This window comes from Corynebacterium vitaeruminis, from assembly GCF_001054325.1.
Taxonomy (GTDB): Bacteria; Actinomycetota; Actinomycetes; order Mycobacteriales; family Mycobacteriaceae; genus Corynebacterium; species Corynebacterium vitaeruminis_A.
Map to the genome: position 1 here is coordinate 69,128 of NZ_JVVM01000016.1, position 16,942 is coordinate 86,069.

Consider the following 16,942-nt stretch of genomic DNA (forward strand, 5'->3'; position numbering starts at 1 on the left):
CTCAATAATTATGTTGCGAAATTCTTTATTTTTCACCCCTGCCGAATTCCCCAACGGCCCAAATAGCCACCCCCAACAGGCAATCCCCCCCTGCCTTGTTCGCAGTTTCGTTCGGAGAATCCCGGGATTCGTACTCCTAACCCCCTGTAGGCCGCACAGACACTGACCAATTGGCGCCGTGCAGCCGAAACCGTCCGACTACCCCTCGTTCTGTTCCGGCTTAGTCATCACCACGGTCAACGGCTCCGGCCCAATAATCACCTCATGGCCAGCAACCATGATTGGCCCAACCTGGTGGTCGCCCTCCTCCAAAACGACTTCCACCGTGCGGCCACGCACCGTCACCCGGATACGACAACCATGAATAGTGACTCGGTACGTCAGACCACTCCAGTCTTCCGGCAGACGCGGATCGATACTGTAGCGGCCATCGTGGTCGCGGAAACCACCGAATCCATAGACCAGGGACTGCCACACTCCACCGGCAGATGCGACGTGGACACCATCGGCAGCGTTGCCATGCAAGTTCGCCAGGTCCACATAGAGTCCGCGTAGGAAGAAGTCCATTGCCTGCTCCTGCAGGCCCAACTCGGCCGCAACAATGGACTGCACAACGGCGGACAGCGAGGAATCACCAGTGGTGAGCGGATCGTAATACATGTAGTCTGCGCGCTTTTGTTCCGTCGTAAAGCGATTGCCCATGAGGAAAAGCGCAAGGACGACGTCCGCCTGCTTAATGACTTGGTGACGGTAGATCGTCAGCGGGTGGTAATGCAGCAGCAGCGGGCGCAGGGGGCCAACCTCGGGATCGTCGAGATTCCAACGCTTGCGCAGTAGGAACTGGTCATCCTGAGGGTGAATGCCGAGCTTCTCATCGAACGGGATGTACATCGCCTCAGCGGCCTGCTCCCACTCTTCAACCTCGCGCTCGGTAAGGTCGAAGCGGTTGGTCAGTTCGCGATAGGCAGCAGGGCGATCACGCTTCATCTGCTTGACGACGTCCGCAGCAACCCGCAGGTTATACTGCGCCATCACGTTGGTGTACAGGTTGTTGTTCACCACCGTGTTGTACTCATCTGGACCGGTGACGCTGTGAATCTGGAACTCTCGATGCTCGGCATCGAAGAATCCCAGCGACATCCAGAATCTGGCCGTGCCGAGCAGCAGATCCGTGCCCTCCTTGAGCAGGAACTCCTCATCGCCGGAGGCATAGACGTACTTCATCATTGCGTATACGATGTCCGCATCGATGTGGTACTGCGCCGTGCCGGCCTCAAAGTAGGCCGAGGACTCCTGACCATTGATAGTGCGCCACGGGAAGAGGGCACCGTCGTGCGCCAGTTCGTCGGCACGCGCCCACGCGGCTTCGAGCATGTCCCAGCGGAAGCGCATGGCATTGCGTGAGAATTGTGGCGACGTATAAGTAAGGAATGGGGTCACGTAGATTTCCGTGTCCCAGAAGTAGTGGCCGCCGTAGCCGGTGCCGGTCATTCCCTTGGCCGGCACACCTTGGAATTCGGCGCGGGCGGCAGCCTGGATAATCTGCCAAATATTCCAGCGCACTGCCTGCTGAATCTCCGGCTGGTTGTAGATGACAACGTCGGAGCGCTCCCAGAAGTGTTCGAGCCACTCCTCCTGGTTTTCCATCAGACCCAGCATGCCAATGCGGCCGACGCGGTTCAGTGTGCGCTCACAGCGGAATGCGAGTTCTTCGGCGCGCACCTTGCGGGAGGAGTGGTAGGACACCAGCTTCTCCAGGCGGATGACCGTTCCGACAGGCGCATCGAGGTTAAACAGCGCACTGGCCGCGTCGGGCTCGGTCGACTGTGAAACCTCCACGAACGGTTCGGTGCCGTCGGAAGTGCGGACAGTAAAGGTGTGGTCCATGGAGGTGGCCACGGTCATACCGGAGTTTGCGCAGCGATAGCCCAGTGTCGAGCGCTGCCCATGCGCCGATTCCGACTGAAATGCCGGAATGAGAACGCGGTCTTCCAGCGCCTCGGCGCGACGGGGATCCAGTTCGGTGCCCTGCGCCTTGGCGGCATCGTGGTACTCGTCCTCGCCGTCCTGTCGGTTGAGGATCTGCGAGTTAATCATCACCGCAGCATCCGCATCCAGCAGCTCGACTTCCAGACTCATCGCGGCGACATGCTTTTCCTGGAAAGACACCATGCGCTCAGAGGTGACGCGAACGTGCTTGCCACCCGGGGTGCGCCAAGTGAACCGACGACGCAGCACACCCTCACGGAAATCCAGGCTACGTTCGTAGTCGCTGACCTCAGCATTGCCGAGACGCAGGGGCTCATCGTCAATGTAGAGACGCATTGCCTTGGCGTCCGGAGCGTTGGCAATCGTCTGCCCCTGGCGGGCTAAGCCGTAGGCGTCCTCGGCGTGCCTAATGGGCCATGTCTCATGCAGACCATTGATATAAGTGCCGTGTTCACTGGAGTCACGGCCCTCCGGCGGGTTGCCACGCATGCCGATGTACCCGTTCGACAGCGCAAACAGCGTCTCGCCCAAACCGAGCGGGAGGCCGTTCGGCTTCGTCTCAATCAGACGCCACTCATCGACCGGAGTGATGTCTCGATCCATGAGCCCCTCGGCATTCACCAGGTGGTGGTGCTTATCCGCACGACCCGCCGGGAAGTTGCGACGCTGCTTACGACGAACTGGGGACACCGTCTCCTCCTGTTTTTCAGCCTCGGCGGTCTCCGCGTCGTGACCCCGCCCCTGCGGAATCACACGCTCGGTCTCGTCGACTGCTGCTGTGGTCGAATCGTTGGCCATGATGCCTTCCGGTTTTCTCTCAGCCATTTGTCACGAGCCAGCCTAGACGAGTTCCGCCAAGTCGCTGACCACAATGTCGGCGCCCGCTCGGCGCAGCGCTTCTGCGCCAGCACCGCGGTCAACACCAATGACCAGACCAAATGCGCCGGCTGCACCCGCTTGCACACCGCTGATGGCATCCTCGACCACCACAGCATCGCGCGGTGCCACCCCCAGATTCTCCGCCGCGTACACGAAAGTATCGGCGGCTGGCTTACCCGACAGGTTGTTCTCGTGCGCCACCACGCCGTCAACAATCTCCACGAACCGCTCACGCAGCCCAGCGGCCGTCAGCACCGGCACCGCGTTCTTCGACGAGCTAACCACCGCCAACTGCGGTTTTTCGCTTGCCGACGGGTCCTCAGCGCCCTGTAGCTCGTCGAGCAGCGCAACCGACCCCGGGTAGGCCTCAATTCCCTTCTCGACTCGCGCCAGGAAGTCATCATTCTTGCGCTTCCCGAGCCCCACAATCGTCTCGTCTTTCGCTGTGTCTTCATCGCTACCGTGTGGCAGCGAGATGCCGCGAGATTCCAGGATTGCTGCGATGCCCTCATCGCGGCGGCGGCCATCGAGGTAGGTGAAGTAGTCCTCCTCTGTGTAGGCCGAGACACCCTTGTGCTCGAAGTAGTCGCTAAACATGTCCGCCCACGCCTGCTCGTGCACATCGGCGGTGGGGGTAATCACTCCGTCGAGGTCAAACAGGATTGCGCCCGCGCTGCGGAGGAATTCTTTGGCCTTGGCAAGCTTGGTAGCACTGTCGGTCGTGGAATTAGTCATGGGGTCGCAGCTCCTTGGACGTTGCAGACTGCATATTCGCAATTAACTTCTCAATCAACGCTAGCAACGTTGCCCCTACCCCGCTTGTGAACCCGGGTATCTCGGCGGCGGGAACATGGTGCGCTTCCAACGGGGGCACCCAACGCGGGCGTTCCCAGCACAAGCCCGCCCCGCACCGACAAATAAAACTGCCGACGCGCACGCGGAATTGGCATCAGAGGTTTGCCAATACCACCTACACACCGGCAGTTTGGGTAGCTATTTTGTTATTTCAGGCTCGGCATGCCACAGCCTGACCCAGAATTAGTCCTGGTCGATGCCCTCGCGCTTCTTGAACTCCAGGCGACGGCGGTGCAGAATCGGCTCGGTGTAACCAGACGGCTGGTTCACACCATCAAGGATGAGCTCCTTGGCAGCCTGGAAACCGATGGACTTGTCGAAGTCCGGAGCCATCGGCAGGTATGCCTCATCGCCCTCGTTCTGGCGGTCAACAACCTCGGCCATACGCTGAAGCGAATCAATGATCTGCTCCTCGGTGACAACACCGTGCAGCAGCCAGTTAGCCAGAGTCTGGGAGGAAATACGCAGGGTAGCGCGATCCTCCATCAGGTCAACATCGTTGATGTCCGGCACCTTGGAGCAGCCAACACCCTGCTCAACCCAGCGGATAACGTAACCCAGGATGGACTGGCAGTTATTATCCAGCTCGTTAGCCTTGTCCTCATCGGACCAGTCAGCGCCCGGCTCACCAGCCTTAGCTGCTGCTACCGGGATGGTGAGCAGGTCACCAAAGGTGTCGCGGCGACCGTCGGTAAGCAGCTTGTCCTGAACGCCGAAGACGTCGACCTCGTGGTAGTGAGTAGCGTGCAGCACACCACCGGTCGGGGACGGAACCCACGCGGTGGAAGCACCCTGCTTCGGCTGACCAATCTTCTGCTCCAGCAGCTCAGCCATCTGCTCGGTCATAGCCCACATACCCTTACCAATCTGGGCCTTGCCCTGCAGGCCGTGCGCCAGGCCGGAGTCAACGTTGTTGTCCTCGTAAGCCAGCATCCACGGAGCGGTCTTCTGAACAGCCTTGCGGAACATCGGACCAGCCTGGATGGAGGTGTGGATCTCATCACCAGTACGGTCCATGAAGCCGGTGTTAATGAAGACCACACGCTCGGAGACAGCCTTGATGGCAGCGTCCAGGTTGACGGAGGTACGACGCTCCTCATCCATCAGGCCGACCTTCAGGGTGTTGTGCGGCAGACCCAGCAGCTTCTCCACATCAGCGAACAGCTCATTAGTGAAAGCAGCCTCATCCGGGCCGTGCTGCTTCGGCTTCACAATGTAAATCGAACCAGTACGGGAGTTCTTACGTGCGTTGTCCTGGTCCAAGCCCGGGATTGCACACACAGCGGTGATGACGGCATCCATGATGCCCTCGAAGATCTCCTCGCCGTCGCGGTCGAGGATGGCCGGGTTCTGCATCAGGTGACCGACGTTACGAACCAGGTTCAGGGAACGACCGTGCAGGGTGACCTCGGAACCGTCAAGAGCGGTGTAGGTGCGGTCGTCGTTGATGGTACGAGACAGCTTCTTGCCGCCACGGGTGAACTCGACTGCGAGGTCACCGACGTTCAGGCCGAGCCAGTTGGTGTAACCCAAGGTCTTGTCGGCAGCGTCAACTGCGGCGACAGAATCCTCGAGGTCCATGATGTTGGTGACAGCGGCTTCCAGGATGATGTCCTTGACGCCGGCCTTGTCGGTCTTGCCGACCGGGGACTCCGGATCGATCAGCAGCTGGATGTGCAGACCGTTGTGCTTGAAGTAAATGGACTCCGGTGCGTCCTTGTCACCGGTGTAGCCGACCAGGGTCTCCGGCTCGCGCAGACCAGAGGTAGCGTCACCTTCCAGCGTTGCCTGCAGGTGACCGTCGACAATGTCGTAAGAGGTGACGTCCGCGTGGGAACCGTCGACCAGCGGCAGAGCCTTGTCCAGGAAGTTACGGCCCCATGCGATAACGCGGTCACCACGAACCTTGTTGTAGCCCGGGGTGTCCTTCTCCGCACCGCCATCTTCAGCAATGGCGTTGGTGCCGTACAGCGCGTCGTAAAGCGAGCCCCAGCGTGCGTTTGCGGCGTTGATGGCGAAACGGGCGTTGAGCACCGGCACGACCAGCTGCGGACCGGCGGTGGAGGTGATCTCGGTGTCGACACCCTCGGTGGTGACCTGGAAATCACCCGGGTTGTCAACGAGGTAGCCAATTTCCTTCAGGAATGCGACGTACTCGTCCTGGTTCTGCTTACCCGGGTGCTCCTTGTACCAAGCGTCGAGCTTTTCCTGCAGCTCGTCGCGCTTGGCCAGCAGCTCGCGGTTGCGCGGAGTGTACTTAGCGACAATATCACCGAAGCCGCTCCAGAACGCGTCCTTGTCCTCAATGCCGGCGGCGGGGAGTGCGGTGTCATTAACGAAGTCGTAAAGAACCTTCGCGACCTGCATTCCACCTGCCGAAATACGCTGTGCCATTGCTCTCCTCAAAACTATTGATTGCAATTTGCTCACCCAGCCACGGCCACGTCAGCGGCTCACGCACTGGATGCGTTGTTCCCCTACTGTATGTGATTCGGCGCACTTATGAACCCCCTTTTTCCATAACCGCCGCCCGCCGGGCCGGCATAGCGCCGCTCACATTTGCCGTTTCTTTCGCTTTACGACGAATCCCCTCGCGAGCAAACCCCACCCCTTCCAAATGACCATTCGGGCATTCCATCTTGGGGGCCACAAATCACTCTTCCCACCCGCGTTGACCCCGACACGCCTGCCGCTCTTTCCTTGACCACCGAACACCACACGCGACGAGAAAACCCTATCCCGCACAGAGCTTTACTGTTGTGACCTGCATCTCAAGGGCCACTGACCAATCGCGCCGGAGCAGCACCCGCCTTCGAGCCACGCCACGAATGCGAGACGACAGCCGGAACTCTAGCCACTCCCCAGGGAGATTCAGTCGGGGTATTGGCGGCATGTTGGCGGTGTATTTGGAAGCCCGTTTCTGCTTCCACGGCCGCAATTTCGGGGGTAACTGGCCACCCCCCTAAACTCCCAACAGTGTTAGCGACATAATTCGATATTTACCAAAATATAAATCACCCCAAAGCGGGGGGAGCATTATTAGCGAGACCACCACAGAGAAATAACAGTACAAATGTACCGGCCGGTCACAGGCGAAATTCACTAAACCCAAGCTACACATTGCAATGTTTGCAATCTTCGCAAGTGTTATTCGGGTTACATACTTGAATTCACACCCTAAGCTGCTTGACGAACTCAGCGCTATGCCCCAAAATGTGAAATATGGCACGCGGAAGCGGACATTGTTTTTGTCCACGTGTTTGTGTGTAGGGGTACAGCACTTTCCTGCCGTCCCCTGCATTCAAGTGACGCCGCGGTCACTATCGGGTCAGCCTGTAGATCGGTTCTGTTGGAATTGTTCTTAAGTCAGCACCCGGAGTTCAAAAAGCAAGCAAAAGGAAGTGACTCCGTTTATGTCTAACGTTGGTAAGGCACGTACCGCCGCCGAAATCCAGAAGGATTGGGACGAGAACCCGCGCTGGGAAGGTATCACCCGCGACTACACCGCTGAGCAGGTTGCTGAGCTCCAGGGCACCGTCGTCGAGGAGAACACCCTCGCTCGCCGCGGCGCTGAGATCCTGTGGGAAGGCGTCAACGTTGAGGATGATTCCTACATCAACGCTCTGGGTGCACTGACCGGTAACATGGCCGTTCAGCAGGCTCGCGCTGGCCTGAAGGCTGTCTACCTCTCCGGTTGGCAGGTCGCCGGTGACGCCAACCTGGCTGGTCAGACCTACCCGGACCAGTCCCTGTACCCGGCTAACTCCGTGCCGAGCGTCGTTCGCCGCATCAACAACGCTCTGCTCCGTGCCGACGAGATCGCTCGCATCGAGGGCGACGACTCTGTCGACAACTGGCTGCTGCCGATCGTCGCTGACGGTGAGGCTGGCTTCGGTGGCGCTCTGAACGTCTACGAGCTGCAGAAGGCCATGATCAACGCTGGTGCCGCTGGTACCCACTGGGAGGACCAGCTCGCTTCTGAGAAGAAGTGTGGCCACCTGGGCGGCAAGGTCCTGATCCCGACCCAGCAGCACATCCGTACCCTGACCTCTGCTCGCCTGGCTGCTGACGTCTCCAACACCCCGACCGTCATCATCGCCCGCACCGACGCTGAGGCCGCTACCCTCATCACCTCCGACGTTGATGAGCGCGACCAGAAGTTCATCACCGGTGACCGCACCTCTGAGGGCTTCTACCACCTCCAGAACGGCCTGGAGCCGTGCATCGACCGTGCGAAGTCCTACGCTCCGTACGCTGACATGATCTGGATGGAGACCGGTACTCCGGACCTCGAGCTGGCTAAGAAGTTCGCTGAGGGTGTCAAGGCTGAGTACCCGGACCAGCTCCTGGCTTACAACTGCTCCCCGTCCTTCAACTGGTCCGCTCACCTCGAGAAGGACGAGATTGCCAAGTTCCAGAACGAGCTGGGCAAGATGGGCTTCAAGTTCCAGTTCATTACCCTGGCTGGCTTCCACGCCCTGAACTACGGCATGTTCGACCTGGCTTACGGCTACGCTCGCGAGCAGATGTCCGCATTCGTCGACCTGCAGAACCGCGAGTTCGAGGCTGCCGAGAAGCGCGGCTTCACCGCTGTCAAGCACCAGCGCGAGGTTGGCGCAGGCTACTTCGACCGCATCGCCACCACCGTCGACCCGAACTCCTCCACCACCGCTCTGAAGGGCTCCACCGAGGAGGGTCAGTTCTAAGTCACTCGGCTTAGAGCTTAGGTCTAAGACCTAGCTTCAACACCCAGCGAGGGCTGCACCTGCAGCCACCGCTGGGTGTTTTTGTGTATTCATCGACATGTCGACTCCGCCCCGTCGTGAAGCGCGACTGGCAACCTGAGCGTCTGAACACCTAAGCAAAGGTTGCAACGGTTTTCTACACAAATTCAGCAAAGCCCGCGATATGCTGGGCAGTATGTCGAAAACCTATGTCGGATCCCGCCTCCGCCAGCTACGCCGCGAGCGCGACCTCAGCCAGGCCGCGCTCGCACAGGCGTTGGGCCTATCGGCTAGTTACGTCAACCAGATTGAGCACGACGTTCGTCCGCTGACCGTGCCCGTTCTACTTCGCATCACAGACACATTCGGCGTTGATGCGACTTTCTTCTCCCGCGATGACGACTCCCGCCTCCTCGCTGAGGTTCAGGACGTGGTGATGGACAAGGAAATCGCCAAGTCCCCCATGGACCTACAGGAGATCTCGGAAATGGTCCGCGACCACCCCGACATCGCCCGCATCATGGTGGACATCCACCGGCGCTACCGCAACGTCACCGACAAACTCTCCCTGGCTACCGAAGAACGTAACTTCGGCAATAGCACCGACACCGCCTCCGGCTCACAGGCGCTGACCATGCCGCACGAGGAAGTCCGCGACTACTTTTACGCCCGGCAGAACTACATCTCATCCGTTGACACCGCCGCCGAAGAGCTGGCCCGCGAGCTGCGCATCACCGACGAGACCACCGATGTCGTCTCTGTGCTGGCCAACAGGCTGTCCCGCGACCATGGGATTCGGATTGCGCTGGAATCGTCGTTAGGCGATGTGCAGCACAGCCTGGATAAGCGAACGAAAACACTCTACCTCGCGCGACACCTCTCGCCGGGGCAGCGCGCCTTCCGCATGGCTACGGAGCTGGGGTTTTTGGAACAGGGGGAGACCATCTCCGAGGCCGTCGCGTCTGGGCATTTTATGTCGGATGAGTCGCGGAAGCTGGCGCAGCGCGGAGTCGCGACGTACTACGCGGCGGCGCTGATTCTGCCGTATGAGTCGTTCCATGCGATGGCGGAGTCGAAACGCTACGACATCGAGCTGCTCTCGCGCACTTACGGCGTCGGCTACGAAACCATCTGCCACCGTCTGTCTACGATGCAACGGCCCAGCTTGCGCGGTATTCCGTGGACGTTCGTGCGCGTCGACCGCGCGGGCAACATGTCCAAACGCCAATCCGCCACGGGCTTCCACTTCACGCATTCGGGCGGTACCTGCCCGCTGTGGAACGTCTACGAGACCTTCTCCTACCCTGGCAAAGTCATGCGACAGGTCGCGCTCATGCCCGACGGTCGGCCGTACATGTGGATCTCCCGTACCGTGGAACATCATGCGGCGCGTTTCGGCAAGCCAGGCAAGGTTTTTGCCATTGGTTTGGGCTGCGAGGCCCGTCACGCCGAGCGTACTGTGTACGCTGATGGTCTCGATCTCGCGGATCTCGACGCCGCCACCCCGATTGGCGCCGGCTGCAGGGTCTGCTCCCGCGAGGCCTGTCCGCAGCGCGCGTTCCCGCCGATTCATCGCGATATCGACATCAACATGCACCGTTCCACCGTCTCGCCGTACTAATTCGCTTTACGACGGGCGCAGGGCCGACCTGCGGTTGAGCTTGGTTGGCGAAGGCTGGTTTGCGGGGGCTTGGTTCGCGCAAAATGCCCCAAAAAGGAAGACCCAAAAAGAAAGTGCCCAGGTTTATAGCACTTTTGTGCCGAATTTCTCGGTCAAACTGCTATAAACCTGGGCACTAACTCGTATCTGCCCGAGCCGGGACCAGCGAAGGCTGATCCCAAGCCAGAACCCGAACCTCTTACAGGTTAATCATCTTGCCCATAACGCCCTCGGCAGCTTCCTTCATTGCCTCGGACATAGTCGGGTGGATGTGAACGGCACGGCCGATTTCCTCAGTGGTCAGCTCGTACTTCTCAGCCAGAACCAGCTGCGGCATGAGCTCGGAAACGTTGGCACCCACCATGTGGCCACCCAGCAGCTCGCCGTACTCGGCATCTGCAATGAGCTTCACGAATCCTGCCGGCTCCGCCAGGCCCTGCGCCTTACCGTTTGCAGAGAACGGGAAGGTGGAAACCTTAATCTCACGGCCGTTCTCCTCTGCCCACTTCTTGGCCTGCGCCTCGGTCTTACCGAAGGAACCAACCTGCGGGTTACAGAAGGTTGCGCGCGGCATCATGTTGTAGTCCGGGATGGTCTCGGTCTCGTGACCTGCCATGTGCTCAGCTGCGATAACGCCCTGCGCCTCGGCAACGTGTGCCAGCTGCAGCTTCATGGTGACGTCACCGATGGCGTAGATGTTGTCGACATTGGTGCGCATGTACTCGTCGATGACAATCTCGCCGCGTTCACCCAGCTCAACACCGGCCTTGTCCAGGCCGATGCCCTCGGTGCGCGGTGCGAAGCCGATGGAGACCATAACGCGGTCAACGGTCAGAGTCTGCTCGTCGCCGCCATCCTTGGCCTCAACCTTGACCTCAACCGAGTCACCATTGTCCTCGATGGAGGTGGTCTTGTGCCCGGTCATGAGCTTGACGCCCAGCTTCTTGTATTCCTTGGCAATAACCTTGGAGACGTCTGCGTCCTCGTTCGGCAGAACGTTGTCCATGAACTCGACGATGGTGACGTCCACGCCGTAGTTGGCCAGGACGTATGCGAATTCCATACCAATAGCGCCAGCACCGACGATGACCATGGAGTCCGGCAGCTCGTCGGAGAGAATCTGCTCCTCGTAGGAAACGATGTTGCCGCCGACCTCAACACCCGGCAGGGAACGAACGACAGAGCCGGTCGCAATAATCGCCTTGTCGAAGGTAATTTCCTTGCCCTCATCATCGCCATCGGTGATGGCCATCGAAGTCGGGCCAGTGAATTCACCGAAACCGTTGATTTCGGTAATCTTGTTCTTCTTCATCAGGAAATGAACACCCTTGACGATGCCCGCGGACACCTTGCGCGAACGCGCGTGTGCGGCACCGAAGTCAAAGGAGACATCGCCGGAGATACCGAAGGTCTTAGCCTCATGGTTGAAAATGTGCGCCACCTCGGCGTTCTTCAACAGAGACTTGGATGGAATACAGCCAACATTGAGACAGACACCGCCCCAGTATTGCTTCTCCACCACAGCGGTCTTCAGACCCAGCTGGGATGCACGGATTGCTGCGACGTATCCGCCAGGACCGCCGCCGAGTACTACAAGATCAAAATGTTCAGCCACGTGCACAAGTCTACGCACGACTTAGCTTTACTTCACCTCGCAAGCCCACCCGGCAAACCCCACTTTTTACCTTCAGCGGTGGGCTACGGTGGTGGACATGGGCAACGACACCGGCAACAACACGGGTAACGATTCCTCCTTCCTCTCCACCGACCTTGTTCCCGATTGGCTGGACGATATCGACGGCTCCCAGGCGCTGACGTGGGCTCGCACGCAGTCGGAGGCCACCGTCGCAGGCGTCGATTCGCTTGCCGACGACACCCGCGACCGCACCAACTTGGAACAGCGCATCCTGGCTGCGCTCAACACCGATGCCCGAATCGCGTATCCGGTGCGCCGTGGTGAGTACCTCTATAACTTCTGGCGAGATGCCGAGCATCCGCGGGGTCTGTGGCGGCGCACCTCCTTGCAGAGCTATCTAGCTGGCCAGGAAGATCCGCAGGCAACCGAGTGGGAAGTACTCATCGATCTCGATGCGCTGGCGAAAGCCGAGGGGGAAACTGGGTCTGGAAGGGTACGGTGTGCCGTTATCCGGAGTATGACCGCGCGTTGATCATGCTCTCCCGCGGCGGCGCTGATGCCACCGTAGTGCGGGAGTTCGGCCTCGTTACCTGCACTTTCGTGGAAGATGAGCCGTTCTGCCTCCCGGAGGCGAAGTCCGATGTCTGTTGGGTCGGCCGTGACGAGATTCTCGTTGGCAGTGACTTTGGCCCGGGGTCTCTGACCGATTCGGGCTACCCGCGGCAGGTGCGTAGGTGGCGGCGCGGCACGCCGTCGTCAAGCGCGGACGTGATTTTCTCGGGCCACAGTGATGATGTGGCCGTGGGCGGCTGGTTCGACGCGACGGACGGCTTCGAGCGGCTGTTTGTCGAGCGTGCGCATGATTTTTATAATTCGCAGCGGTTTGTGGCTGCGAAGCGTCCGGGCAAGTTGGCGGTGCAGCAAAACGGGGACTTTTCGCTGCAGATTCTGGAGGTGCCGCAGGACTGCCGGACGAGTGTCCATAGGCAGTGGTTGGTGCTTATGCCGCGCACGGAGTTCAATGGCATTCCGGCTGGCGGCGTGGCCATTGTGGAGCTCGATGAGTGGCTGGCGGGCTCGCGTGAGGTGGAGGTGATTTTCACCCCGGATCCGCACACGTCGTTCCAGCAGCTGGTGTGGACGAAGAACTTCCTGGTGTTGACGCTGTTGGAGGATGTCGCGACGAGGTTGGTCGTGTTGCGGGAGCGCTCGTGGGAGTCCGTGGAAACCTTCGGTGAGTTGCCGGCCCAAGCCACCGTGAGCGTGATTGATACGGCCTCGGAGCGAGATGATGAGATTTGGTTGGTGTCGACCTCGGCAACGCAGCCGGCCACGCTCTGGTATGGGCAGGTCGGCAGTCAGCTCACGGAAGTACGGCGTGCTCCGGCTCTCTTCGACAGCGAGGGGATGGAGACCCGCCAGCACTGGGCGACCTCCGCCGATGGCACGCGGATTCCGTATCGCATCACCGGCCGCTTCGACTCGGGGGCTGACATATCTGCAGGTGCTGACGCAGGCGCGCAGGTTGACGCAAGCACCACCACCCCAACCCCAGCCCCTACCCTCGTGCATGCCTATGGCGGTTTCGAGGTTTCGCTGGTCCCGCAGTACTCAGCAATCCGGGGCCTGACCTGGCTCGAACGGGGCGGCTACTTCGTGGAGGCCAATCTACGCGGCGGTGGTGAATTCGGTCCGACGTGGCACTCCTCGGTGGTCAAAACTGAGCGAATGAGGGTCTACGAGGATCATCAAGCCGTGCTGCACGATCTGGTTGCACGTGGCTACTGCACCCGCGAGCAGCTGGGCGTGCGCGGCGGCTCCAACGGCGGGCTGCTGACCGCTGTCTGTCTCACTTCCTACCCGGAGTTGGTGGGCGCAGTGGTGTCCCAGGTGCCGCTGGCGGACATGATGCGCTATCACAGGCTGTCCGCGGGAGCCTCCTGGATGGCCGAGTATGGAAACCCGGACGACCCCACCGAGCGGGCTGCGATTGCACAGTATTCGCCGGTCCAGCGCGTCGTCAAGCGGGAGCAACGCGCCTACCCGCCGGCGTTGATTACGACGTCTACCAGGGACGACCGCGTTCACCCGGCGCACGCGCGGAGCCTGGCGTGGCTGTTGGAAGAAGCCGGTCAGCCGGTGGATTATCACGAAAATACCGAAGGAGGGCACGCCGGTGCGGCGGATAATTCGCAGGTCGCGTTCGTCGAGGCACTCATATCTACGTGGCTGTGGAACAAGCTCAAGTAAGGTAACAGCCGTGAGTAGCGCTGATTTCACTAATCCATATACCGGTATTGCGTTCAACCTGGGTTTCCGGGTGAACAAGTACGAGCTGGACCTCGATTATCGGGTCGGGCCGAATCGTCTGAAGGCGACGGCGACTCTGCACATCGAGATTAATGCCTGGACTTCGCACCTCACGCTCGACTTTGCAGATGCGCTGGGGGCCGATTCGGTGGATGCGATTTCCGATTCGCAGGCACACTCTATCGATGTGAAGCGCTGGCGTCATTCGGGTCGTAAGCTGCGAGTCACCTTTGACCGCGAGCTAGCTCCCGACGAGACGCTGCGGCTGATTATCACTTACTCGGGCACGCCACGTCCGGTGCGCTCGAAGTGGGGAGAGATTGGCTGGGAGGAGCTGGAAAACGGCGCGCTCGTGGCATCGCAGCCGGTGGGCGCGGCGTCGTGGTACCCCTGCGATGACGATCCCGAGGTCAAGGCGTTCTACGAGTTCACGATGGTAACCGATGCTCCCTACGAGGTCGTCGCACCAGGGCTTGCCGACGCTCCGGTGAACGTGGGCGGATCGCGCCGCCGCTGGCGGTTTGTCACCGAGGAGCCCATGGCCTCCTACCTGGCCACCATCAATGTCGGCCAGTTTAAGAAGGTCGAGCTGCCGTGCGAGACCTCAACCGTCGTGGCGTGGGTGCCCTCTGAGCTGGTAGCCAATGCCCGCCATGACTTCCGCGATCAGGGGCGCATGCTCGATGAATTCGCCAAGCTCTTTGGCCCTTACCCCTTCCGCGCTTACCAGGTGGTCATTTGTGAGGATGACCTGGAGATTCCCATTGAGGCACAGGGGCTGTCCATCTTCGGCGCCAACCATGCCGACGGCAAGGACACATGGAACCGATTGATTGCCCACGAGTTGTCGCACCAGTGGTTTGGCAACAGCGTCGGCATTTCGCAGTGGCGCGATATTTGGCTCAACGAGGGCTTTGCCTGCTACTCCGAGTGGGTATGGTCCGAGGTCAGCGGCGGTGCCAGCGCGGATGTGCACGCCCGCAAGCACTACCTGGATCTGCTTGAGGAAGACCAGGACATCGTGATTGCCAACCCGGGACCAAAGCTGATGTTCGACGACCGCCTGTACAAGCGCGGTGCACTGACTGTGCACGCTCTGCGTCTGCTGCTGGGCGACGAAGTGTTCTTCGACTTGGTTCGCAAGTGGACCACCACTAACCGCCACAGTGTGGTTGATGCGGTGGACTTCCGCGCACTGGCCAACCGCGTGTGCCGTGAGCGTGGCATCACTACCTCGCACCTGGATGTCATCTTTGACTCCTGGCTGTCACGCAGCTCCTTGCCGGATTTCCCCACTGACCCAACGCGCTCCCCTGTTGACCAGGGCATCGACAATGATGGGGCTCCAATCGTGGACAACGAGCTGGCTGCTCAGTTTGAAAAACTCGGCTACTCGAAGGCCAAGGATTAGAGAGCTAGAGGCCTGTCAATGTCCGGTTTCAAATGGCTGTCGCTGGCCACGATTGTCGCCGCGATAGGCAGCTTCGCGGTGCTGATTATCTCGGCCCGCGCACTTCCCAATGCTATAAACCTGCAGTTCGTGGCATTTTGGGGACTGTTCTTCGCGCTCACGGGTGTCCTCGGCGGGTTGATGCAGGAGACCACGCGCGCGATTGGGTCTGCGGAAGCGCGGAACCGGGGGCGGGAGCGGGAGCGGCCCCGTGAACGGCCCCGGGAACAGAGACAAGAGCAGGAACAGGAGCAGGGAGCTGCGGAAGCCGGTCAAACTCTCGGCGCTCGTCCCATCACAGTTTCGCTGGGCGTCGCCGCAGTTACTTTCATCACCATGGCAGTGACGGGTCCGCTGTGGGCCCCACTGGTCGTGCAGGATGATGCCGGTACTGCAATTCTGCTCATGGCCTCTGGCCTTGCTCTGTACTCCATGCAAGCCACCACTTCGGGTCTGCTCAGCGGCCGTCAACTGTGGGGCCCCTACGCTGCGCTGATCATGATTGACATTCTCGTGCGCGTGGCGCTGGCACTTGTCGCCTGGTACTTCGGCTGGGGTCTGCTGGCCTGGCTGATTATCACGGTCTTCGGCACGGTCAGTTGGCTTATCCTCGCGCTGTTTTCCTCGGCCACTCGCTCTGTCATGTTCGCGCGTGCCGACGTCCCGGTGCGCCGCTTCGTCGCGCTCATGGTGACGGCCATGGGTGCCTCCGGCGCATCTGCGGTGTTGGTCACGGGCTTTCCAACAATCGTCAAGATTGCCGGCGAAGCCGTGACCACTGGCTCCGGGATAGCCGAGTCGCTCACCCCACCCCATGCCAACAACTTCACCGCAGCGGTGACCATTGCGGGTATCGCCTACGCCGTGACTCTGACCCGTGCTCCGCTGCTGATGCCGCTGGAGAAGTTCCAAAACGCCATCATTGTGAGCTTTGTCCGACACCGCTCCGAGGGCGTGCTCGCAGCGCTGGTCAAGCCGTTGGGAGCGCTGGCTGCTTTCGGCACCTTTGGGGCGGGCCTGGCATGGCTCATCGGCCCGTGGATCATGACTCTCATCCTGGACGAGAGCTATCACGTGTCCGGGCCGGTACTCGCAGCGCTGACACTCGGCGCGACCTTGACCGCCATGTTGATGATCACCGGATCGGTCACTCTGGCCGTGGAAAAGCACTACATGTATCTGGCCGGTTGGTTGGCTGCGACCACGATTGCCGTAGCCATTCTGTTCTTCCCTGGTCACCTGTCGGTGCGCACGGTCGCGGCTATCGCCGTAGGCTCTGCAGTAGGTGTTGCCATTCACCTGCTTGCACTGCGCAAGCTTTCCCCGCGTGCTGCCAGAGAGGCGGTGTCGGAGGCGTTTGCGATGGAATAGCACCATCCGCAGCCGATACCGTATCCCCTCCCTCATCGTCCGAATCACCCTGCAACTCCCAAGGCTCG

The 16,942-nt window shown here is 60.3% G+C and carries 8 protein-coding genes and 1 pseudogene; 5 read left to right on the forward strand and 4 right to left on the reverse strand.

Annotated elements, in window-relative coordinates; all coding sequences use genetic code 11:
- Positions 1–198: 198 nt before the first annotated feature.
- From ADA16_RS03880 to ADA16_RS03890, 3 genes are all read right to left on the reverse strand, one after another.
- Positions 199–2,814 (reverse strand): glycoside hydrolase family 65 protein, encoded by a 2,616-nt coding sequence (locus ADA16_RS03880; RefSeq protein ID WP_048759349.1) that lies wholly within the window; start codon positions 2,812–2,814, stop codon positions 199–201.
- A gap of 15 nt (positions 2,815–2,829) precedes the next feature.
- Complete coding sequence (locus tag ADA16_RS03885) at positions 2,830–3,603, reverse strand: HAD family hydrolase (protein ID WP_193387484.1); 774 nt, start codon at positions 3,601–3,603, stop codon at positions 2,830–2,832.
- 303 nt (positions 3,604–3,906) lie between these two features.
- Positions 3,907–6,117, reverse strand: a complete 2,211-nt coding sequence (locus tag ADA16_RS03890; protein WP_048759350.1) for a malate synthase G — start codon at positions 6,115–6,117, stop codon at positions 3,907–3,909.
- A gap of 1,019 nt (positions 6,118–7,136) precedes the next feature.
- Here ADA16_RS03890 and aceA point away from each other — a divergent pair.
- Both aceA and ramB read left to right on the forward strand, forming a co-directional pair.
- Positions 7,137–8,429 carry an isocitrate lyase gene (gene aceA, locus ADA16_RS03895; RefSeq protein WP_048759351.1) on the forward strand — a complete coding sequence of 431 codons (1,293 nt, stop codon included), beginning with the start codon at positions 7,137–7,139 and terminating at the stop codon, positions 8,427–8,429.
- Positions 8,430–8,643: 214 nt separating this feature from the next.
- The gene (gene ramB / locus ADA16_RS03900) at positions 8,644–10,068 is read left to right on the forward strand and encodes an acetate metabolism transcriptional regulator RamB (RefSeq protein WP_048759387.1); all 1,425 of its coding nucleotides are present in this window, start codon (positions 8,644–8,646) and stop codon (positions 10,066–10,068) included.
- Between the two features lie 238 nt (positions 10,069–10,306).
- Here the strand turns inward: ramB and lpdA are convergent, their stop codons facing one another.
- Complete coding sequence (lpdA, locus tag ADA16_RS03905; RefSeq protein WP_048759388.1) at positions 10,307–11,722, reverse strand: dihydrolipoyl dehydrogenase; 1,416 nt, start codon at positions 11,720–11,722, stop codon at positions 10,307–10,309.
- A 97-nt stretch (positions 11,723–11,819) separates the two neighbouring features.
- Between lpdA and ADA16_RS03910 the strand changes: the two are divergent.
- The 3 genes and pseudogenes from ADA16_RS03910 (at position 11,820) to ADA16_RS03920 (ending at position 16,874) form a co-directional block, all read left to right on the forward strand.
- Positions 11,820–13,993, forward strand: a pseudogene (locus ADA16_RS03910) (prolyl oligopeptidase family serine peptidase).
- 10 nt (positions 13,994–14,003) lie between these two features.
- Positions 14,004–15,464 (forward strand): M1 family metallopeptidase, encoded by a 1,461-nt coding sequence (locus tag ADA16_RS03915; protein WP_048759352.1) that lies wholly within the window; start codon positions 14,004–14,006, stop codon positions 15,462–15,464.
- Between the two features lie 18 nt (positions 15,465–15,482).
- Positions 15,483–16,874 (forward strand): hypothetical protein, encoded by a 1,392-nt coding sequence (locus ADA16_RS03920; protein WP_048759353.1) that lies wholly within the window; start codon positions 15,483–15,485, stop codon positions 16,872–16,874.
- The last annotated feature ends 68 nt before the right edge of the window (positions 16,875–16,942 follow it).